Below are 21715 nucleotides of genomic sequence, written 5' to 3' on the forward strand. Positions count from 1 at the left end.
TTCCTGTTTTTTGGCGGTGGGGGTGGGGGGCCAACCCCCCCCCCCCCCGGGGGCCCCCGCCCCGGCTCCCGCCCCCGGCGCCCCCGGCACCGACCGTTGGCGTTACGCCCGCGGCTTCTCGCGCATCTCGTACGTCGCGATGACGTCGTCGACCTTGATGTCGTTGAAGTTTCCGAGGTTGATACCGCCCTCGAAGCCTTCGCGGATCTCGGTGACGTCGTCCTTGAAGCGACGCAGACCCTCGATGGTGAGGTTCTCCGCGACCACCTTGCCGTCGCGGATGAGGCGGGCCTTGGTGTTCCGCTTGACCTCGCCGGAGCGGATGAGAACACCCGCGATGTTGCCCAGCTTGGACGACTTGAAGACCTCGCGGATCTCCGCCGTACCGAGCTCGACCTCCTCGAACTCCGGCTTGAGCATGCCCTTGAGGGCCGCCTCGATCTCCTCGATCGCCTGGTAGATGACCGAGTAGTACCGGACGTCCACACCCTCGCGCTCGGCCATCTGCTGCGCACGCCCGGCGGCGCGCACGTTGAAGCCGATCACGATGGCGTCGGAGCCCATCGCCAGGTCGATGTCGGACTCCGTGACCGCACCGACGCCGCGGTGCAGGACGCGGATGTCGACCTCTTCGCCGACGTCCAGCTGGAGCAGCGAGGACTCCAGGGCCTCGACGGAGCCAGAAGCGTCACCCTTGATGATCAGGTTCAGCTGCTGGACCTCGCCGGCCTTGAGCACCTTGTCCAGGTCCTCGAGCGAGACGCGGCGCGTGCGCTTGGCGAACGCGGCGTTGCGCTCACGGGCGGCACGCTTCTCGGCGATCTGACGGGCCGTACGGTCCTCGTCGACGACGATGAAGTTGTCGCCCGCACCCGGGACGTTGGTGAGGCCCAGGACCTGCACCGGGGTCGACGGGCCGGCCTCGGCGACGTTGTTGCCGTTGTCGTCGAGCATGGCGCGCACGCGGCCGTAGGCGTCGCCCACCACCATCGTGTCGCCGACCCGCAGCGTGCCTCGCTGGACGAGGACGGTCGCCACGGCACCGCGGCCGCGGTCGAGCCGGGACTCGATCGAGATGCCCTGCGCGTCCTGCTTCGGGTTGGCCCGCAGGTCGAGCGAGGCGTCGGCGGTGAGGATGACGGCCTCGAGGAGGCTGTCGATGTGCAGACCCTGCTTGGCGGAGATGTCGACGAACATGGTGTCGCCGCCGTACTCCTCGGCCACCAGGCCGTACTCGGTCAGCTGACCGCGCACCTTGGTCGGGTCCGCGCCCTCGACGTCGATCTTGTTGACGGCGACGACGATCGGGACGTCGGCGGCCTTGGCGTGGTTGAGCGCCTCGACCGTCTGCGGCATGACGCCGTCGTTGGCCGCGACGACCAGGATCGCGATGTCGGTCGACTTCGCACCGCGGGCACGCATGGCGGTGAACGCCTCGTGACCCGGGGTGTCGATGAAGGTGATCTTGCGATCCTCTTCGTTGACCTCGGTCGTGACCTGGTAGGCACCGATGTGCTGGGTGATGCCACCGGCCTCGCCCGCGATGACGTTCGTCTTGCGGATGGCGTCCAGCAGGCGGGTCTTACCGTGGTCGACGTGACCCATGACGGTGACGACCGGCGGGCGGACCACCAGGTCCTCCTCGTCGCCCTCGTCCTCGCCGAACTCCAGGTCGAAGGACTCGAGCAGCTCGCGGTCCTCCTCCTCCGGGCTGACGATCTGAACCGTGTAGTTCATCTCGTCGGCGAGGAGCTGGAGCGTCTCGTCGGAGACGGACTGGGTCGCGGTGACCATCTCGCCGAGGTTCATCATGACCGCGACGAGCGACGCCGGGTTGGCGTTGATCTTCTCCGCGAAGTCGGTGAGCGAGGCACCGCGCGACAGGCGAATGGTCTCGCCGTTGCCGCGAGGCAGCATCACACCGCCGACCGACGGGGCCTGCATGGCCTCGTACTCCTGGCGCCTCTGCCGCTTCGACTTGCGGCCACGACGCGCGGGACCGCCGGGACGGCCGAAGGCGCCCTGCGTGCCACCGCGGCCACCGGGACCGCCGGGACGGCCACCGAAGCCGGGACGGCCACCGCCGCCGGCGAAGCCGCCGCCACCACCGGGACGACCGGCGAAACCGCCGCCGCCACCGGGACGACCGCCACCGCCGCCGCCCGGACGGCCGGCGAAGCCGCCGCCACCGGGACGACCGCCGCCGGGACGACCGGCACCGGCCGGACCACGACCGCCACCGCCGGGACCCGGGCGCGGGCCGGCAGCGGGACGCTGCGGCATCATGCCGGGGTTCGGACGCGGGCCGCCGGGACCGCCACCGGGACGGGGGCCGCCCTGCGGACGCGGCATCGAGCCCGGGGTCGGGCGCTGCCCGCCCGGAGCCTGCGGACGCGGACCGCCGCCCTGGCCACCGGGGGCCTGGGGACGGGGACCGGCGCCGGGGGCACCGGGACCACCGGGACGCGCGCCCTGCGGGCGGGGCGCCTGCGGACGGGCCATGCCGGTGGAGCCACCGGAGGTGAAGGGGTTGTTGCCCGGACGCGGACCGGCCGGACGGGCGCCCGGACGCGGAGCCGCGCCACCGGGACGCTGACCCTGACCGGCCGGACGGCTCTGGCCGCCCTGACCCTGACCGGCGGGACGACCGCCGGGCTTGGGCGCACCGGGGCGCGCACCGGGCTTCGGGCCGGCCGGAGCCGACGGCGGAGCCTGGAACTCCGGCGCAGCCGGAGCCGGACGCGGCGCGGGGCGCGGGCCCGGCGTCGGGCGCGGACCGGGGGTCGCGGGCGAGGACGCCGACGGGGCCGCGGGCTGCTCGGCCGCGGCGGGCTTGGGTGCGGCCGGCGGCTTCGGAGCAGCCGGTCGTGCCGCCTGCGCCGGGGAGGGCGCGGCGGGCTTGGGGGCCGACGGTGCCGACTTCCTGGGCGCGGCGGGCTTCGCGGCGGACTTGCCGTTGCCCCCGCCCTGCTGGAAGGCGTCGGTCAGCTTGCGTACAACGGGCGCTTCGATGGTCGAAGACGCCGAACGGACGAATTCACCGAGTTCCTGGAGCTTGGCCATGACGACCTTGCTCTCCACACCGAACTCCTTGGCGAGTTCGTAGACCCGGACCTTAGCCACTTCGCTCCTTTGAGGTCCGGGTTGCGTCCGGACCGTCGCTAGTTCATGGGCGTACTCATCGCGTACTCATCGAGTGCTCATCGCAATCTCGACCTGCTTTCGACTCGCGAGGTACCAGACCGTACGGGGGGTTCCGTACGGCACGTTTTCCTTACCGGGCTGCTCTCAGCAACCTTGTGCCTGCTCGACGTAGCGGCGCAACGCCATTACGTCGAGCGGTCCCGTGACGCGGAGCGCCCTCGGGAACGCCTTGCGGCGCACTGCCTGGTCGAGACAGACCGGGGCGGGGTGCACATACGCACCCCGGCCGGGCAGCGTACCGCGAGGATCGGGGACGCACGCGCCCTCGATCGCCACGATCCGCAGCAGCTCGTTCTTGACCGCTCGCTCCCGGCACCCCACGCAGGTGCGCTCAGGGCATGCGCGGATACGTGTCCGGCCAGACACAGCTAAGTCTACCTCCCCGGACCGACCTCACCCCTTTGGGGCAAGAATCGAACACCTGCCGGGCGCGAAGCTGTCGTGATCTCAGCGCCCTGCGGTCTGGATCTATTCCCCGGCCGCTCAGCCGGTCAGTCGGTGGCCTGTTCCGTGTCCGGGCGGATGTCGATGCGCCAGCCGGTCAGACGGGCCGCGAGACGGGCGTTCTGCCCTTCCTTGCCGATCGCCAGGGACAGCTGGTAGTCCGGCACGGTCACCCGGGCGGAGCGCGTCGCCATGTCGACGATCTCCACCTTCGACACCCGGGCCGGCGACAGCGCGTTCGCCACCATCTCGGCCGGGTCGTCGGACCAGTCCACGATGTCGATCTTCTCGCCGTTCAGCTCCGCCATGACATTGCGCACGCGGCCGCCCATGGGGCCGATACAGGCACCCTTGGCGTTCAGACCGGACCGGGTGGACCGGACGGCGATCTTCGTGCGGTGGCCCGCCTCACGGGCGATGGCGGCGATCTCCACGGAGCCGTCGGCGATCTCCGGCACCTCCAGGGAGAAGAGCTTCTTCACCAGATTGGGGTGGGTGCGCGAGAGCGTGACCGACGGTCCGCGCACGCCCTTCGCCACCCGCACGACGTAACTGCGCAGCCGCATGCCGTGCGGATACGTCTCGCCGGGCACCTGCTCCTGCACCGGCAGGATGGCCTCCAGCTTGCCGATGTCCACGAGCACGTTCTTCGGGTCGCGCCCCTGCTGGACCACTCCGGTGACGATGTCGCCCTCGCGCCCGGCGTACTCGCCCAGCGTCGCGTCGTCCTCGGCGTCGCGCAGGCGCTGCAGGATGACCTGCTTGGCCGTGGTGGCGGCGATACGGCCGAATCCTGACGGGGTGTCGTCGAACTCGCGGGGCTCCTGGCCCTCCTCGAGGTCCTCCGGGTCCTCCTTCGCCCACACGGTCACATGACCCGTCTCCCGGTTGAGCTCCACGCGCGCGTGCCGGCGGCTTCCCTCGGTGCGGTGGTAGGCGATGAGGAGGGCCGATTCGATGGCCTCGACCAGCAGGTCGAAGGAGATCTCCTTCTCCCGGACCAAGCCCCGCAGGGCGCTCATGTCGATGTCCACGGCTACGCCTCCTCTTCCTTCTTGTCCTTGCGGTTGAATTCGACCTGCACGCGCGCCCTGTCGATGTCGGAGAAGGCGAGTCTGCGGGTGGTGGCCTTGCGGCCCTTCACTCCCGGCACTTCGAGCTCGAGGCCCTCGTCGTCGGCCTTCAGGATCCTGGCGGTCAGCTCGCCGCCCTCGGCCAGCTGGAACCTCACCAGGCGGCCCGTGGCGCGCACGTAGTGCCGGTGCTCGGTGAGGAGGCGCTCCGCGCCCGGGGTCCCGACCTCGAGGGTGTACTCCCCGCTGCCCATCGCGTCGGTCTCGTCCAGCTTCGCCGAGAGCGCGCGGCTCACATCGGCGATCCGGTCCAGGTCCGCACCGGTGTCGGAGTCGACGACGACGCGCAGCACACGCTTCCGGCCGACCGAGTCGACGGCGATCTCCTCGAGATCGAGGCCCTGTGAGCTGACGAGCGGTTCCAGAAGTTCTCGCAGCCTCTCGCTCTGGGTGGTGCTCATCCGGGTGACTCCTCGGCCGCGTGTGCTGTTGTGGGATGGGTCGCGTGTCTGGTCAAAGGGTATCCGGTCGCGGAGGGTGTTGCCGTCCACCTGGTCACGGAGGGTGCCGCTGACGTCGGTGGGGCGTCGGCACGGGTACCGTGATCGGGGCTGTGGCCCATCTCTCGTTCATCCGTTCTTCCGTCGCCGCGTTCCGTACGAGTTCCCTGAGGACGTCTGCCGTGTCGTTGTCCCCGTCTTCGCGTACCCCTGCGGGGCCGCGCAGAAGGAGTCTGCTCGCCGTCACCTCCACGGCTCTGCCGGCTGCCCTGCTCGCCTCGGGCTGTACCGGCGGGTCCGAGTCCTCCGGGGCGGGTGCCGGGCGCCGTCCGTCGGCCGAGGAGCGGGCACGCGCGCGTGCGGCCCGGGACAGCAGGGAGCTGGTGGAGCGGTACGACGCGGTGATCGCGGCGCATCCGAGGCTGGCGGGGCGGTTGGGGCCCTTGCGGGAAGCGGTCGTGCGGCAGGTGGAGGCGTTCGGGGGTGGTGCGGAGGGGGTGGCCTCGCCTTCGGCTTCGGCTTCGGCTTCGGCTTCTTCGGCGTCCGGTTCCGCTCCGGGTTCGGGGGTGGGGGCCTCGGCTTCCGCTTCCGCTTCGGTTTCGGCTTCGGCTTCGGGGGTGGGGGTGCCTGTGAAAGAGAAGGACGCTCTCGCTCAGCTCGCCGCCGCGGAGCGGGAGCTCGCCGACCGGCGGGCGGCGGCGCTGCTCGACGCCCCGGGCGAGCTGGCGCGGCTGCTGGCCTCCGTCGCGGCGGCCGGAGCCGGGCGCGCGTATCTGCTGACGAAGGGGTGACGAGGTGAGCGACAGCGAGGCTGAGGGCCGGGAGCTGCGGGCTCTGCAGGCGGCGCTGGCGGCCGAGCACGCCGCGGTGTACGGCTACGGCGTCGTCGGCGGGCGGATCGGCAAGCAGCGGCGCGCGGAGGCGCGTGCGGCGTACGACGCCCATCGGGCGCGGCGGGACGTGCTGGTGCGCGAGGTGCGGGACGCGGGCGGCACGCCCGTCGCTGCGGCCGCGGGGTATGCGCTGCCGTTCCCCGTGCCGGACGCCGCCGCTGCCGTGCGGCTCGCCGCGGAGCTGGAGGCCCGGGTGGCCGGGGTCTACGCCGACCTGGTGCGCGACAGCGCCGGTGAGCGGCGCCGGGCGGCGGCCGAGGCGCTGCGGGAGGCGGCGGTGCGGTCGGTGCGCTGGAGCGGGAAGAGCGTAGCCTTCCCTGGGCTCGCCGAGCGGGCGGCGGACGGTACGACGTCGGGGGCCGCGGCGCCGACGAGATGACGGGGGCGGCATGCAGCCGCGAACAGCAGGAAGGGAACGACTCGCGCATGGTTTTCGAACCGCCGCAGCGTCTGGTGAGGGCGCTCGGGGAGACGGCGCCGGACGGTGACGACTGGCTGGCGAAGCTGCCCGAGACGGCGGAGCGGGCTGTCGCCGAGCGTGAGTTGACCGTGGAGCGGGTGCAGGTGCCCGGGGGGCGCAGCAGCCTGGTCGTGCTGGTGCGTACGGCGGACGGTACGCCGGCGGTGTTGAAGCTGGCCCCGCGTCGGGCCCGGCCGGAGAGTGAGCGGGCTGCGCTGGCGCACTGGAGTGGACGGGGCGCCGTGCAGCTTCTGGAGCCGCAGGTGCGGGAGCCGTCGGCGGGGGCTGAGGGTGTGCTGCTGCTGGAGCGGCTGCATCCGGATGTCTCGGTGCGGTCGTTGCCGGAGGCGAAGGCGTTGCTGGAGGCGGCGGGGACGCTGCGGCGGCTGTGGGTGGAACCTCCGGCCGATCATGTCTTCGAGACGGTCGAGGAACGGACGGGGCGTCAGGCGGACGCGATGCGGGCGAGCGCGGCGGGCGATCCTGAGGTCGGCGCGTTGGTGGAGGCGGCGCTGTCCGCGCGGGATGAGCTGGTGGCGAGCGCGTCGGCGTCGGCAGCTCGGCTGCTGCACGGGACGTTCCGGCAGAGCAAGGTGCTCGCCGGGGAGCGGATGCCGTGGCTGGCGGTGGGGCCGGATCCGGTGGTGGGCGAGTGTGCGTTCGATCTGGCGCGGCTGGTACGGGATCGGGTGGAGGATCTCATCGCCCAGCCGTCGGGGGCGGCGACGACCCGGCGTCGCGTGAAGCGGCTGGCGGAGTCGTTGGAGGTCGACCAGGAGCGGTTGCGGGGGTGGACGCTGTTCCGTGCGGTGGAATCGGGCGTGCGGGCGCGGAGGGTGGGCCGCGAGCAGGATGCGGAGCTGCTGCTGGAGTTCGCCGGCTGGCTGTAGTGGGGGTGCGCGTTGATGCCTGCGGCGCAGCCGCGGGTGCGGTGGGGGTGGTGCGCGGAGCGCCCCGTGCCGGTGGGTGGGTCGGGGACGTGGCGGGGGGTATCCGTCCTCGGTACGCCGCTGCGTCCCTCACCGACGCCCCCGGCGTTCCCGCCGCCCGCTGCTGGCGGACACCCCCCGCCACGTCCCCTTCCCGACGTACGCGACTGCGGCCCGTCCTCGCTACCGGCCACTGCTGTCCGCCGCCCGGGGCACGTCCGCTGGCACGCAGCTGCGGGCACGTGTTCCCCCGCGCGTAGCTGCACGCGCGTAGCTGCGGGGACGTCTGCCCAGGTAGCTGCGGGCAGACGTGCCGCTGGGGCGTCGGTCAGTTCGTGAGGCGGGCGATGGCCTCTTCGACCGTCAGTTCCTCGCGCTGACCCGTCCTGCGGTCCTTCAGCTCGACGATGCCCTCGGCTGCGCGGCGGCCGGCGACCAGGATCTGGGGGACGCCGATCAGCTCCGAGTCGGTGAACTTCACGCCCGGGGAGACGCCCGCCCGGTCGTCGACCAGGACCCGGACACCGGCGGCGGCGAGCTTCTCGGAGACGTCGAGGGCCAGCTCGGTCTGCAGAGCCTTGCCGGCGGCGACGACGTGGACGTCGGCCGGGGCCACCTCCTTCGGCCAGCACAGGCCCTTGTCGTCGGCGGTCTGCTCGGCGAGCGCCGCGACCGCGCGGGAGACACCGATGCCGTAGGAGCCCATGGTGACGCGGACCGGCTTGCCGTTCTGGCCGAGGACGTCCAGCTTGAGGGCGTCCGCGTACTTGCGGCCCAGCTGGAAGATGTGGCCGATCTCGATGGCGCGGTCCAGCTTCAGGCCCGTGCCGCACTTCGGGCAGGGGTCGCCGTCCTGGACGACGACGACATCCACGTACTCGTCGACCTCGAAGTCGCGGCCCGCGACGACGTTCTTCGCGTGCGTGTCGGCCTTGTTCGCGCCCGTGATCCAGGACGTGCCGGGAGCCACGCGCGGGTCGGCGATGTACTTCACCTTGTCCAGGCCCTGCGGGCCGACGTAGCCGCGCACCAGGTGGGGGTGCGCGATGAAGTCCGCCTCGGTGACGATCTCGACGGTGGCGGGGGCGAAGTGTGCCTCGACCTTGCCCATGTCGACCTCGCGGTCACCGGGGACACCCACGGCGACGATCTCGCCGTCGACCTTGACGAGGAGGTTCTTCAGGGTGGCGGAGGCCGGGACGCCGAGCTGGGCGGCCAGGGTCTCGATGGTGGGGGTGTCGGGGGTGGGGATGTCCTCGGCCGCGGGGACGTCGGTGGCGTCCACCGGCTTCAGGTCGTAGTGGATCGCCTCGGTGTTCGCCGCGAAGTCGCAGTTGGGGCAGTCCGCGAAGGTGTCCTCGCCGGCCTCCGCGGGGGCCAGGAACTCCTCCGACTTCGAGCCGCCCATCGCGCCGGCGGTGGCCGCGCAGATGCGGTAGTCGAGGCCGAGGCGCGCGAAGATCCGCTGATAGGCCTGGCGGTGCAGGGCGTACGACTCGGCGAGGCCCTCGTCGGCCAGGTCGAAGGAGTAGGAGTCCTTCATCAGGAACTCACGGCCGCGCAGGATGCCGGCCCGCGGGCGGGCCTCGTCGCGGTACTTGTTCTGGATCTGGTAGAGGATCACCGGCAGGTCCTTGTAGGACGTGCACTGGTCCTTCACCAGCAGGGTGAAGATCTCCTCGTGGGTGGGGCCGAGGAGGTAGTCGCCTCCCTTGCGGTCCTTCAGGCGGAACAGCTCGGGGCCGTACTCGTCCCAGCGGCCGGTCGCGTCGTAGGGCTCGCGGGGCAGGACGGCGGGGAGCAGGACCTCCTGGGCGCCGATGGCGTCCATCTCCTCGCGGACGATGCGCTCCACGTTGGAGAGGACCTTCTTGCCGAGCGGCAGCCAGCTCCAGATTCCGGCGGCGGTGCGGCGCACATAGCCGGCGCGGACGAGCAGCTTGTGGCTGAGGACCTCGGCGTCCGCCGGGTCGTCGCGCAGCGTCTTCGCCATCAACTGGGACATGCGCTGGACCGGTGCGTTCGCCATGGTTCTCGTACTCCTGCTACGTCTGGGTGATGACAGGAGGTTAGCCGGGCGGGACGGGGCGGTGGAAATCGGTTATGCGCGAAGGAGTGGCAGAGGGGCGCCCATGACGGCGTACGGCTTCGGGGCGCTGGGGAAATGGACCTGGCGGGCGAGGTCGCGGTAGCCGAGGGAGCGGTACAGCTTGCGGGCGGGGCTCTCGACGTCGATCGCGGAGAGGATCGAGCGGGGCTCCGTGGCGCTGTCGGTGATCGTGGTGATCAGGGCGCGGCCGATGCCCTGTTTCTGGTGGCGCGGATGGACGTGCAGCTCGGTGATGACGAACGAGTCGTCGAGCCAGTGGTCGTTGCCCTGGGCGCGGAGGTACGGCTCCACGACGGTGGACCACCAGTGGGTGCGGTCGTTGGGCATGCCGTAGACGAAGCCGAGGAGTCTGCCTCCGGCGGTGGCGCCGAGGGCTCGTGCGCCGGGGTGGGTCATGTGGCGGAGGACGATCTGGCGGCGGACGGCCACCTCATCGGGGCCCAGGCCGAAGGCTGCGGCTTGGACGGCTAGGGCCTCGTCGACGTGGGCGGTGAGATCCAAGGGGCCGATGACGGGGTCCATGGCCGGGAGCCTACAGTCCCTCCCACGTCTCAGAAGAGCACGCTCATGAAGGCGCCCACCTCTTGGAAGCCGACCCTCTCGTACGTCCTTCTCGCCGGGGTGTTGAAGTCGTTGACGTAGAGGCTCACCACCGGGGCGACGTCCGCCAGGGCGTAGCGGAGGACGGCGGCCATTCCGGGGGCCGCTATGCCCTTGCCGCGGTGTTCCGGGGCCACCCAGACTCCCTGGATCTGGCAGGCCCTGTCCGTCGCGGCGCCGATCTCCGCCTTGAAGACGACCTTGCCGTCGGCGTCGAAGCGGGCGAAGGAGCGGCCGGCGCCGACGAGTTCGGCGACCCTCGCCTGGTAGAGCAGGCCGCCGTCGCCGGCCAGCGGGGAGACGCCCACCTCCTCCGTGAACATCGCCACGCACGCGGGCATGATCGTCTCCATCTCGTCCTTGCGGACGCGGCGGACGTACGGGTCCGGGGCGATGTGGCCGGGCAGCCGGTCGGTGACCATCAGGGGCTGGTGGCGGCGGACCTCGCGGGCCGGGCCCCACTGGGGTTCGAGGAGTCGCCAGAGTTCGGCGGTGGTGTCCGCCGGGCCGACGATCGAGGAGCAGCGGCGGCCGGCGCGGCGGGCGCGGTCGGCGAAGGCGCGGATCGCCCTGGGGGTGGCGCAGATGGGGACCAGGTTGGCACCGGCGTAGCACAGGGAGGTCAGCATGCCGCCCTCGTACCAGCCCCACATCTCGCCGCCGAGCCGCCACGGGTCCAGGCCGGCGACCTGCACCCGGGAGGTCACGAAGGCGTTCGCCACGGGCTCGCGGTCGAGCACGGCGAGGGCGGCGTCCAGGTCACTCGGTTCGAGGACCCGGGAGGTGGTCTGCGTCAACACGTGCGGGGCCTCACACACACTCGGGTCTGCTGATTTCCGCACTGTACCTGCGGAGCCTTTGCGGTGCCGCCCCGCTGCGGTGGCCGCTGCTGCCGAGGTGCGGTCGGTCGGCTTGTCTTGCTGGGGGGGCTGCCGCCCCCAGGCCCCCGCTTCGGCCTGGACGGCCTCGTCCTCAAGCGCCGGACGGGCTGCCTATGTCAGCCCGCGACCGAGACCTCCGGCTCGCCCGACGTCACGCCGTCCTTCTCCATCTGCTCGGCCAGCTTCATGGCCTCCTCGATCAGCGTCTCGACGATCTTGGACTCGGGGACGGTCTTGATGACCTCGCCCTTGACGAAGATCTGGCCCTTGCCGTTGCCGGAGGCGACGCCCAGGTCGGCCTCGCGGGCCTCGCCGGGGCCATTGACGACGCAGCCCATGACGGCGACGCGCAGCGGGACGTCCATGCCCGTGAGGCCCGCGGTGACTTCTTCGGCGAGCTTGTAGACGTCGACCTGGGCACGTCCGCAGGACGGGCAGGAGACGATCTCCAGGCCGCGCTGGCGCAGGTTCAGGGACTCCAGGATCTGGATGCCGACCTTGACCTCCTCGGCGGGCGGCGCGGACAGGGAGACGCGGATGGTGTCGCCGATGCCCTGGGAGAGCAGGGCGCCGAAGGCGACCGCCGACTTGATCGTGCCCTGGAAGGCCGGGCCGGCCTCCGTCACGCCGAGGTGCAGGGGGTAGTCGCACTGGGCGGCGAGCTGCCGGTACGCCTCGATCATGACCACCGGGTCGTTGTGCTTCACCGAGATCTTGATGTCCCGGAAGTCGTGCTCCTCGAAGAGGGACGCCTCCCAGAGAGCGGACTCGACCAGGGCCTCGGGGGTGGCCTTGCCGTACTTCTGCAGCAGGCGCTTGTCCAGCGAGCCGGCGTTCACACCGATGCGGATCGGGGTGCCGTGGTCCTTCGCCACCTTGGCGATCTCCTTGACCTGGTCGTCGAACTTCTTGATGTTGCCCGGGTTCACGCGCACCGCCGCGCAGCCCGCCTCGATCGCGGCGAACACGTACTTCGGCTGGAAATGGATGTCCGCGATCACCGGGATCTGCGACTTGCGGGCGATCGTCGCCAGCGCGTCCGCGTCGTCCTGGGTGGGGCACGCCACCCGGACGATCTGGCAGCCGGACGCGGTCAGCTCCGCGATCTGCTGGAGGGTGGCGCCGATGTCGGACGTGCGGGTCGTGGTCATCGACTGGACCGAGACGGGGGCGTCTCCGCCGACCGCCACGGATCCGACCTGGATCTGCCGGCTCCGCCGGCGCTCGGCGAGCTTGGTCGGAACGGACGGCATGCCGAGAGAAATCGCAGTCATCTGCTGTGCAACCCCAAGTCGTGGATCAAGGTCCGGCCCCCGTGAGCAGCGGGCTCCGAGCTTCGAGATTACGGCACGGGCCTCGGCCGGAGCACTCCCCCACCTCGAATGCGCTCGGCGGGGGGACCCCCACGCTCGTAAACCCACCCAAAGGACGATGGCCCGGAACGAAAGGGTTCCAGGCCATCGTGAACGGCGGGTGTACGTCCGTTGCGGCTACGAGATGCGGACCGGGTTCACCACGTCGGCGATCAGGACCAGGATCGTGAAGCAGACGAAGATGCCCGCGACGACGTAGGCCACCGGCATCAGCTTCGCCACGTCGAAGGGGCCGGGGTCCGGGCGGCGCAGCAGCTTCGCGGTGTTGCGGCGCAGCGACTCCCACAGGGCGCCCGCGATGTGGCCGCCGTCGAGGGGCAGCAGCGGGAGCATGTTGAACAGGAACAGGGAGAGGTTGAAGCCGGCCAGCAGCATCACGAACATGGCGAGCTGCTGCGAGGCGGGGATGTCGAGGGTGGCGATCTCGCCGCCGACCCGGGCCGCGCCGACGACGCCCATCGGGGAGTCGGGTTCGCGCGGGCCGTCGCCGAAGGCCGCGTCCCACAGGGCCGGGACCTTGGAGGGGAGGGCGGCGAGGGAGTCCACGGCGTCGCCGACCCGGTCGGTCATCCAGGTCACGGAGTCGCCGAAGTCCTGTTTGACGACGCCGGTGGCGGCGCTGAAGCCGAGGAAGCCGGCCTTGACGTACTCGCCCTCGACGTAGGCGCCGTTGCCGTCCTTCTTGGCGACCAGGTTGGTGGCGATCTTCGCCTGGAGGGTGACCTCCTCGCCCTTGCGGTCGACGACGATCGGCACCTGCTTTCCGGCGCTGTCGCGGATCAGGTCGGACAGGGTGCCCCAGTCGTCGGTGCGCTTGCCGTCGAAGGCGACGATCCTGTCGCCCGCCTTCATGCCGGCCGCGGCGGCCGGGGACTGCGGGTCGGACTTCTTGCACTCGTCGCGGTTCTCGCTCTGCGAGATGACGCAGGGGGAGACCGAGGCGACGTTGGTGGTCTGCTGCTGGATGCCGAAGCCCATCAGCACGGTGAGGAACAGCACCACCGCGAGGATCAGGTTCATGAAGGGGCCCGCGAACATCACGATGACCCGCTTCCACGGCTTGCGCGTGTAGAAGAGGCGGTTCTCGTCGCCGGGCCTGAGCTCCTCGAAGGCGGCCGAGCGGGCGTCCTCGATCATGCCGCGCCACGGCGAGGTGGAGCGGGCCTCGAGGCGGCCGTCGGGGCCGGGCGGGAACATGCCGATCATCCGGATGTAGCCGCCGAACGGGATCGCCTTGATGCCGTACTCGGTCTCGCCCTTGTGCCGCGACCAGAGGGTCGGCCCGAAGCCGACCATGTACTGCGGCACACGGATGCCGAACATCTTGGCGGTGGAGAGGTGTCCGAGCTCGTGCCAGGCGATGGAGAACAGCAGGCCGACCGCGAAGACGACTATGCCGAGGATGAACATCAGGGTCGTCATGCACGCGCCTCCGCGCTCGCCGTCCGGTCGGTCAGTTCCCGGGCCCTCGTCCGTGCCCAGGTCTCCGCTTCGAGGACGTCCGGCACGGTCAGGGAGGTTCCCGTCGGCGGGGTGCCGTGTTCCTCGACCACCCGTGTGACGGTCTCCATGATGCCGTTGAACGGCAGCCGGCCGGCGCGGAAGGCCTCCACGCACTCCTCGTTCGCCGCATTGAACACGGCCGGGGCGGTCCCCGCGAGTTCGCCGACGTGCCGGGCGAGGTTCACCGAGGGGAAGGCCTCGTTGTCGAGGGGGAAGAACTCCCAGGTGGACGCCTTGCTCCAGTCGAAGGCGGGCGCGGCGTCGGGGACCCGTTCGGGCCAGCCGAGGCCGATGGCGATGGGCCCGCGCATGTCGGGGGGCGTCGCCTGCGCCAGTGTCGATCCGTCCGTGAACTCAACCATCGAGTGGACATACGACTGCGGGTGCACGACCACCTCAATGCGGTCGAAGGGAATGTCGTAGAGGAGGTGCGCCTCGATGACCTCCAGGCCCTTGTTGACCAGGGTCGCGGAGTTGATGGTGATCACCGGGCCCATCGCCCACGTGGGGTGGGCGAGGGCGTCCTCGACGGTGACGTGCGCCAGCTCTTGCTTCGTACGGCCGCGGAAGGGGCCGCCGGAGGCGGTGACGACCAGCTTGCGCACGTCGGCGCGGGTGCCGGCGGCCAGGGCCTGGAACAGGGCGGCGTGCTCGGAGTCGACCGGGATGATCTGACCGGGCTTGGCCAGCGCCTTGACCAGCGGGCCGCCGACGATCAGCGACTCCTTGTTGGCGAGCGCGAGGGTGCGGCCCCCCTCCAGGGCGGCGAGGGTCGGGGCGAGGCCGATGGAGCCGGTGATGCCGTTCAGGACGGTGTGGCAGTCGGAGGCGGCGAGCTGGGTGGCCGCGTCCGGCCCGGCGAGGATCTCGGGCAGCGGCTCCCCCGTGCCGTACCGCGCGGCGAGCGCCTCGCGCAGGGCCGGTACGACGTCCTCGCGGGCGACGGCGACGGTGCGGACGCCCAGGCGGTGGGCCTGCTCGGCGAGGAGGGCGACGCGGGCGCCGTTCGCGGAGAGGCCGGTGACCTTGAAGCGGGTGGGGTGGCGCAGCACGAGGTCGATGGCCTGGGTGCCGATCGAGCCCGTGGAGCCGAGGATCACCACGTCCTTCGGGCCGTCTCCGGCGACGGGGTCGTACACCAGATGCGGATCGGCGAGGGGAGCTGGAGCGTCGGTCATGGGCTCCATTGTGTCGGGTCGGGGTGCGTGCGGGTGCCCACCCCCGGGGTGCCCGGGGGTGGGTTGCGCCGGCCCGCGCGGGTGAGCGCGTGCGTCAGCGGATCGGGCGGTGGACGTTCTCCCTCGTGCTGGGGCCCGGGGTCGCGTCCGCGATCCAGGGGCCGTCGTCCGACGGGTCGATGATGCCCTGTTCCAGCCACTCGTACGTTCCGGACAGGACCCCCTTGACCACCTTGCGGTCCAGGTCGTCCGTGTTCGTCCACAGCCGGTTGAAGAGTTCCTCGACCCGGATCCGCGCCTGGCGGCAGAACGCGTCCGCGAGCTGGTACGCCTCGCGGCCGTTCTCGCCCCGGCTGCGCAGCAGCTCGGCGCGCACGCATGCCGCGCTCATCGCGAACAGCTCCGCGCCGATGTCGACGATCCGGCCCAGGAAGCCCTGCTTGGTCTCCATCCGGCCCTGCCAGCGCGACATGGCGTAGAACGTGGAGCGGGCCAGCTTGCGTGCCGTGCGCTCGACGTAACGCAGGTGCGAGGAGAGGTCGATGCCGTGCCTGAACTCGCCGTACGCACCCGGAAGCTGCCCGGGTCCGGCGACCAGCTTCGGCAGCCACTTGGCGTAGAAGACGCCCGCGTTCGCGCCCGCCCTCGCCTTGTCGCCCAGGGACTTCTCGGGGTCGATGAGGTCTCCGGCGACCGACAGATGGGCGTCGACGGCCTCGCGGGCGATCAGCAGGTGCATGATCTCGGTGGAGCCCTCGAAGATGCGGTTGATGCGCAGGTCGCGCAGGATCTGCTCGGCCGGCACCGCCCGCTCGCCGCGTGCCTTGAGGGAGTCGGCCGTCTCGAAGCCGCGTCCGCCGCGGATCTGGACCAGTTCGTCGGCCATCAGCCAGGCCATCTCCGAGCCGTACAGCTTGGCGAGGGCGGCCTCGATGCGGATGTCGTTGCGGTCCTCGTCGGCCATCTGGGAGGAGAGGTCGAGGACCGCTTCCAGGGCGAAGGTGGTCGCCGCGATGAACGCGATCTTCGAGCCGACGGCCTCGTGCAGCGCGACGGGCTTGCCCCACTGCTCGCGGGCGGCCGACCATTCGCGGGCGATCTTCAGGCACCACTTGCCGGAGCCGACGCACATCGCGGGCAGGGACAGCCGGCCCGTGTTGAGCGTGGTCAGCGCGATCTTGAGGCCCTGGCCCTCCTCGCCGATGCGGTGGGAGGCGGGGACGCGGACCTGGTGGAAGCGGGTGACGCCGTTCTCCAGGCCGCGCAGGCCCATGAAGGCGTTGCGGTTCTCGACGGTGATGCCCTCGGAGGCGGACTCGACGACGAAGGCGGTGATGCCGCCGCGGTGGCCCTCCGACTTCGGGACGCGGGCCATGACGACGAGGAGGTCGGCGACCACGCCGTTGGTGGTCCAGAGTTTCACCCCGTCGAGGATGTATTCGTCGCCGTCGGGGACCGCCGTGGTGGCGAGGCGGGCCGGGTCGGAGCCGACGTCCGGCTCGGTGAGGAGGAAGGCGGAGATGTCGGTGCGGGCGCAGCGCGGCAGGAACTTCTCCTTCTGTTCCTGCGTGCCGAAGAGCTTCAGCGGCTGCGGGACGCCGATCGACTGGTGGGCGGAGAGCAGCGCACCGATCGAGGGGTTGGCGGAACCGACCAGGGCCAGGGCCTTGTTGTAGTAGACCTGGGTGAGACCGAGACCGCCGTACTTGGTGTCGATCTTCATGCCGAAGGCGCCGAGTTCCTTGAGGCCGGTGATGACCTCGTCGGGGATTCGCGCCTCGCGTTCGATCAGGGCGCCGTCGATCTTGGTCTCGCAGAAGTCGCGGAGTTTGGCGAGGAACTCCTCGCCGCGCTGGGCGTCCTCGTCGGCCGGGAGGGGGTGGGGGTGGATGAGGTCGAGCCGGAAGCGGCCGAGGAACAGTTCCTTGGCGAAGCTGGGCTTGCGCCAGTGCTGTTCCCGCGCGGCCTCCGCGACCTGGCGGGCCTCACGCTCGGTGACGGTGGGTCGAGACGGAGCTCGGGGTGTCTCGGGTGCTGCGGACATGAGGCTCACCTCGCCGCGAATCGGATGGTGTGGTTTCGTTACCGACTGGTGCTACCCGATCGTATGTACCCGATTCGTAGCGACCCCACCACCCTTCGTGCGGCCGTTCGGCCGATACGGCACCCGCGGTCCGTGACGGCGATCGCACGGAGACTGCACGGAAGAAAGCTGTCGAAGCGCTTCGACATCCTATGGACACCCACCTCCGCTGGAGCTACTGTCGAACCACCCTCACTCGCCCTTGTTGGTTCTGCGCACTGTCGAAGCGCTTCACAAAGCTTGGAGAGCTGGATGGTCACCCTCGCCGAGGTCGCCCAGCACGCCGGAGTCTCGGCGAGCACGGTGAGCTATGTCCTCAGCGGCAAGCGGTCCATCTCCGCGACCACCCGGCAGCGGGTCGAGCGGAGCATCCGCGAACTCGGGTACCACCCGAACGCCGGGGCGCGCGCCCTGGCCAGCAGCAGGTCGAACATCATCGCGCTGATGATCCCGCTCCGTACCGACATGTATGTGCCGGTGATGATGGAGATCGCCATCGCCGTGGCGACCACGGCCCGTACGCACGGGTACGACGTGCTGCTGCTCACCGGTGAGGAGGGTCCCGACGCGGTGCGCCGCGTGGCCGGCAGCGGGCTCGCCGACGGGATGATCCTGATGGACGTCGAACTGGACGACGAGCGGCTGCCGTTGCTGCGGGAGACCGACCAGCCGGCGGTGCTCATCGGGCTGCCCGCCGACACCACCGGACTGACCTGCGTCGACCTGGACTTCAAGGCCACCGGGGCACTGTGCGCGGAGCATCTGGCGATGCTGGGGCATCGTGACGTCGCCGTCGTCGGGGAGGCCCCCGCGGTGTACGAGCGGCACACCGGGTTCGCCGAGCGCACCCTCGACGGACTGCGCACCCGCGGCCGGGAGCTGGGGCTGCGGCTGCTGCACCGGCCGTGCGAGGGCGGGTACGACGCGATGGCCGTCACGCTCGCCCGGATCCTCGACGAACGGCCGGGCACCACCGGCTTCGTGGTGCAGAACGAGTCGGCGGTCGAACCCCTGCTCGCGCTGCTGCGTCAGCAGGGGCGGGCCGTGCCCGAGGACGTGTCCGTGGTCGCGATCTGTCCGGAACAGGTCGCCGTGCAGGCCTCGGTGCGGCTGACGGCCGTCGCCATCCCCGCTCAGGAGATGGGCCGGCACGCCGTGGAACACCTGGTCGCCAAGCTCGACGGGCGGGGCGGCGACGAGGTCGTGCTGCTGCCGCCCGAGCTGACGGTACGGGCGAGTTCGGGACCGGCGCCCGCACAGCCGTAACACCGCACCCACTCCCCCGCATCACCGTTCCCCGCATCACCGTTCCCCGCATCACCGGCCACGCGCCCTCTCAGGGCACCCCCATGTCTGCACTCCTTCAGGAGCACGCCTCGTGACACAGTCCGCGCAGTCCGCTCAGCCCGCCGAGACGCAGCCCAAGGTCAGCCTCGCCCAGTCCTCGCCCACCGTCGGCACCTTCCGGGAGCGGGACGGTGCGCTGGAGTGGAGCGGCCGTCAGGAGACCGTACGGATCGAGCCGTGGGGTCCGGACGCGGTCCGGGTGCGGGCCCGGCTCGGGGGGCCGGTGCTGCCCGGTCTGCCCGGTGCCCTGCTCGACGAGGCGCCGCCCACGGAGAGCACCGTGAAGATCGAGGACGGGCGGGGCACGCTGACCGTCGGCGCGCTGACCGCCGAGGTCGACGCCGAGGGCATGGTCCGCTTCCTGCGCACCGCCGACGGCGGTGAACTGCTGGCCGAGGACCGCGCGCACTTCTGGTGGCCGGGCCCGCGGCTGTACACGGCGGTCGGCAACGGTCACCACCGGCTGGAGCAGCGGTTCGCCGCCTACGACGGCGAGAAGCTGTACGGGCTCGGCCAGCACCAGCACGGGCGGCTGGACCAGAAGGGCCTGGTCGTCGATCTGGTGCAGCGCAACGCCGAGGTGAGCGTCCCGGTGCTGACCTCCAGCCGCGGCTACACCCTGCTGTGGAACAACCCGGCGATCGGCCGGGTCGAGCTGGCGCACAACGGCACCCGGTGGGTGGCGGACTCGGCCCGGCAGATCGACTACTGGATCACCGCCGGCCGGCCGGCCGACGCCCAGCGCCGGTACAGCGCGGTGACCGGCCGGACGCCGATGCTGCCCGAGTGGGCGGCCGGTTTCTGGCAGTGCAAGCTGCGCTACCGGACGCAGGACGAACTGCTGGAGGTGGCCCGCGCGTACAAGCGCCGGGGCCTGCCGCTGGACGTGATCGTGTGCGACTTCTTCCACTGGACCCACCTCGGCGACTGGAGGTTCGACCCGGCCGAGTGGCCCGACCCGGCGGCGATGGTGCGCGAACTGGACGAGCTGGGCGTGAAGCTGGTGGTGAGCGTCTGGCCGTCGGTGTCGCCGCTGAGCGAGAACCACACGGTGATGGAGCAGCGCGGCTACTTCATCGGCACCCAGTACGGGCCGACGGCGCACGCCGACTGGCCGGACAAGGAGGTCGCCACCCCGGTCCAGGTCGCCTTCTACGACGCCACCAACCCGGAGGCACGGGAGTTCCTGTGGTCGAGGATCAAGGAGAACTACCTCGACCCGTACGGCATCACCGCGTTCTGGCTGGACGCCTGCGAGCCGGAGCTGAAGCCGGGCTTCTCCGAGAACCTGCGCTACTGGGCGGGGCCCGGCCTGGAGGTCGGCAACCTGTACCCGGCGGAGAACTCCCGCACCTTCTACGAGGGCCTGCGCGCGGCCGGGGAGTCCGAGGTGGTCACGCTGAACCGCTCGGCGTGGGCGGGCAGCCAGCGCTACGGGGCCGCCCTGTGGTCCGGTGACATCGGCACCGACTTCGCGACCCTGCGCCGCCAGATCGCGGCGGGGCTCAACACCGCGCTGTCCGGCATCCCTTGGTGGAACACCGACATCGGCGGCTTCCACGGCGGCGACCCGGACGACCCGGCGTACCGCGAGGTGCTGGTGCGCTGGTTCCAGTTCGGCGCGCTGTCCCCGCTGATGCGGCTGCACGGCTTCCGCGATCCGGGCATGCCGCTCGGCCCGGACATGACGGGCGGCCCGAACGAGGTGTGGTCCTACGGGGAGGAGGCCGGGGCGATCCTCGAACGGTACCTGCGGCTGCGTGAGCGCCTGAAGCCGTATGTGCTGGAGGTCATGCGGGAGGCGCACGAGGAGGGGCTGCCGGTGATGCGGCCGCTGTTCCTGGAGTTCCCCGGCGACCAGGCCGCGTGGTCGGTGGACGACGCGTATCTCTTCGGGCGTGATCTGCTGGTCGCCCCGGTGCTGACGGCGGGCGCCACCGCCCGCACGGCCTACCTGCCGGCGGGGGCGCGCTGGACGGACGCGTGGACCGGCGTGACGTACGAGGGTGGCGTGGCGGTCACGGTGGAGGCGCCGCTGGACCGCATCCCGCTGTTCCTCAGGGACGGGGCGAGCCTGCCGGTCCGGGAGCCGTAGCCCGCCCCGTTCCAGGGGTGTGCGGGTCAGGCGCGGCCCCACAGGGCGGGGGCGTTGGGCGGCTCCCAGCCGGTGAGGGAGGTGTGTGCCTGGAGGCAGCGGTAGGCGGCGCCGCCGTAGGTGACCCGGTCGCCCGCGGCGTACGGCCGGCCGGGCGCCCAGGTGCCGTCCGGCGGGTCGGTGGGCGGGTCGGTGGGCCCGCCCGTCACGTCGAGCACGAAGTCGAAGGTGCCCTGCCGGCCCCCGCCGCCGTCGCGGACGTTCATCAGCAGCGCCGGGTCGAAGAGGGCGTCGGTGCTGTTGCGCGGCTCGCCGGGGAAGTACAGCTGGGTGGTGAGCACGGGCTCACCGGGGGCCTGGGCCTTGACGTGGAGGTGCCGGGTGCGGCCGGGGTAGAGGCCGGGCACGATCGTCTGCAGGGCGAAGGCGCCGGCGGCGTCGGTGAACTGGTGCCCGCGGAAGGCGTATCCGGTCATGTCGTAGGCGCCCGCGTTGTCCGCCTGCCAGAAGTCCAGCAGGACGCCGGGGAGCGGGGTGCAGTCGCGGCCGAAGACATATCCGCTGACGGTCAGCCGGGTGCCGGGGCTGCCCGGGGCGACGAGGTTGGTGCGCCGCGGGGAGTTCGGCTTGAAGTACGGGCCCTCCATCTGGTCGGGCGTGGGATCGTCGCCGTCGTCGCAGTACGGCGTCGGGGTGAGGGGCTGCTGCCGGGCACCGGTGTCCCGGGCGAGCGCGACCGTGCCGGTGGCGAGCAGCGGGACGGCGGCGCCGGCGGCGACGGCCGCCCTGAGCAGGTTCTTGCGGCTGATCCGGCCGTCGGGGCCGTCGGCGTCGGGCGGTTGGGGACGGGAGCGTGTCATGGCGGTCTCCTCGGTCTCCTCGGTGGGGGCGGAAGGACGGGATGTGCCTGACACGGAGCGCGCCCGCGCCCGCGGGGCGGACAGTGATGGTGGCGCGGGCGCGCTCCGGTGGTGATCGCGGGCCACCGTAGTCGCGCCGTCCCCCGTGCGGGGAGCTCCCGCTCCGGCCCCTGGACGGCGTT

General features: G+C 71.5%; 17 protein-coding genes. 5 read left to right on the top strand and 12 right to left on the bottom strand.

Features of this window, described 5'->3' with window-relative positions; all coding sequences use genetic code 11:
• Positions 1–102 precede the first annotated feature (102 nt).
• From infB to rimP, 4 genes are all read right to left on the bottom strand, one after another.
• A complete protein-coding gene (infB, locus tag AB0412_RS21145; protein ID WP_366404130.1) occupies positions 103–3123 on the bottom strand; it encodes a translation initiation factor IF-2 in 3021 nt (1006 codons plus the stop codon).
• 165 nt (positions 3124–3288) lie between these two features.
• Positions 3289–3570 (bottom strand): YlxR family protein, encoded by a 282-nt coding sequence (locus AB0412_RS21150; protein WP_366404131.1) that lies wholly within the window; start codon positions 3568–3570, stop codon positions 3289–3291.
• Between the two features lie 125 nt (positions 3571–3695).
• The gene (gene nusA, locus AB0412_RS21155; RefSeq protein WP_366404132.1) at positions 3696–4682 is read right to left on the bottom strand and encodes a transcription termination factor NusA; all 987 of its coding nucleotides are present in this window, start codon (positions 4680–4682) and stop codon (positions 3696–3698) included.
• A 2-nt stretch (positions 4683–4684) separates the two neighbouring features.
• Entirely contained in the window at positions 4685–5182 is a 498-nt protein-coding gene (rimP, locus tag AB0412_RS21160) for a ribosome maturation factor RimP (protein ID WP_366404133.1), read from the bottom strand.
• Between the two features lie 221 nt (positions 5183–5403).
• On the opposite strand from rimP, the gene AB0412_RS21165 reads away from it, so the two are divergent.
• From AB0412_RS21165 to AB0412_RS21175, 3 genes are read left to right on the top strand one after another with little or no spacing between them, the layout of a single operon-like run.
• On the top strand, positions 5404–6012 hold the full coding sequence (locus AB0412_RS21165) for a hypothetical protein (RefSeq protein ID WP_366404134.1): 609 nt from the start codon (positions 5404–5406) through the stop codon (positions 6010–6012).
• Positions 6013–6016: 4 nt separating this feature from the next.
• Complete coding sequence (locus AB0412_RS21170; protein ID WP_366404135.1) at positions 6017–6493, top strand: ferritin-like domain-containing protein; 477 nt, start codon at positions 6017–6019, stop codon at positions 6491–6493.
• A 47-nt stretch (positions 6494–6540) separates the two neighbouring features.
• Positions 6541–7464: an aminoglycoside phosphotransferase family protein gene (locus tag AB0412_RS21175; RefSeq protein ID WP_366404136.1), complete on the top strand. Its 924-nt coding sequence runs from the start codon at positions 6541–6543 to the stop codon at positions 7462–7464.
• 367 nt (positions 7465–7831) lie between these two features.
• Here AB0412_RS21175 and AB0412_RS21180 read toward each other — a convergent pair whose 3' ends face one another.
• From AB0412_RS21180 to AB0412_RS21210, 7 genes are all read right to left on the bottom strand, one after another.
• Positions 7832–9532, bottom strand: a complete 1701-nt coding sequence (locus tag AB0412_RS21180) for a proline--tRNA ligase (protein WP_366404137.1) — start codon at positions 9530–9532, stop codon at positions 7832–7834.
• A 72-nt stretch (positions 9533–9604) separates the two neighbouring features.
• On the bottom strand, positions 9605–10135 hold the full coding sequence (locus AB0412_RS21185; protein ID WP_366404138.1) for a GNAT family N-acetyltransferase: 531 nt from the start codon (positions 10133–10135) through the stop codon (positions 9605–9607).
• 29 nt (positions 10136–10164) lie between these two features.
• Positions 10165–11013, bottom strand: a complete 849-nt coding sequence (locus tag AB0412_RS21190) for a GNAT family N-acetyltransferase (protein ID WP_366404139.1) — start codon at positions 11011–11013, stop codon at positions 10165–10167.
• A gap of 197 nt (positions 11014–11210) precedes the next feature.
• Positions 11211–12368: a flavodoxin-dependent (E)-4-hydroxy-3-methylbut-2-enyl-diphosphate synthase gene (gene ispG, locus AB0412_RS21195; protein WP_366404140.1), complete on the bottom strand. Its 1158-nt coding sequence runs from the start codon at positions 12366–12368 to the stop codon at positions 11211–11213.
• Positions 12369–12584: 216 nt separating this feature from the next.
• Positions 12585–13877: a site-2 protease family protein gene (locus AB0412_RS21200; protein WP_366404250.1), complete on the bottom strand. Its 1293-nt coding sequence runs from the start codon at positions 13875–13877 to the stop codon at positions 12585–12587.
• A gap of 8 nt (positions 13878–13885) precedes the next feature.
• A complete protein-coding gene (dxr, locus tag AB0412_RS21205) occupies positions 13886–15148 on the bottom strand; it encodes a 1-deoxy-D-xylulose-5-phosphate reductoisomerase (protein WP_366404141.1) in 1263 nt (420 codons plus the stop codon).
• Positions 15149–15242: 94 nt separating this feature from the next.
• Positions 15243–17192: an acyl-CoA dehydrogenase family protein gene (locus AB0412_RS21210; RefSeq protein WP_366404142.1), complete on the bottom strand. Its 1950-nt coding sequence runs from the start codon at positions 17190–17192 to the stop codon at positions 15243–15245.
• 291 nt (positions 17193–17483) lie between these two features.
• On the opposite strand from AB0412_RS21210, the gene AB0412_RS21215 reads away from it, so the two are divergent.
• A complete protein-coding gene (locus AB0412_RS21215; RefSeq protein WP_366404143.1) occupies positions 17484–18497 on the top strand; it encodes a LacI family DNA-binding transcriptional regulator in 1014 nt (337 codons plus the stop codon).
• 112 nt (positions 18498–18609) lie between these two features.
• Positions 18610–20673, top strand: a complete 2064-nt coding sequence (locus AB0412_RS21220; RefSeq protein ID WP_366404144.1) for a glycoside hydrolase family 31 protein — start codon at positions 18610–18612, stop codon at positions 20671–20673.
• A gap of 26 nt (positions 20674–20699) precedes the next feature.
• On the opposite strand, the gene AB0412_RS21225 is transcribed toward AB0412_RS21220, so the two are convergent.
• Positions 20700–21533: a carbohydrate-binding protein gene (locus tag AB0412_RS21225; RefSeq protein ID WP_366404145.1), complete on the bottom strand. Its 834-nt coding sequence runs from the start codon at positions 21531–21533 to the stop codon at positions 20700–20702.
• Between the last annotated feature and the right edge of the window lie 182 nt (positions 21534–21715).

It is taken from the genome of Streptomyces sp. NPDC052012 (assembly GCF_040689265.1).
In the GTDB taxonomy this organism is placed as follows: domain Bacteria; phylum Actinomycetota; class Actinomycetes; order Streptomycetales; family Streptomycetaceae; genus Streptomyces.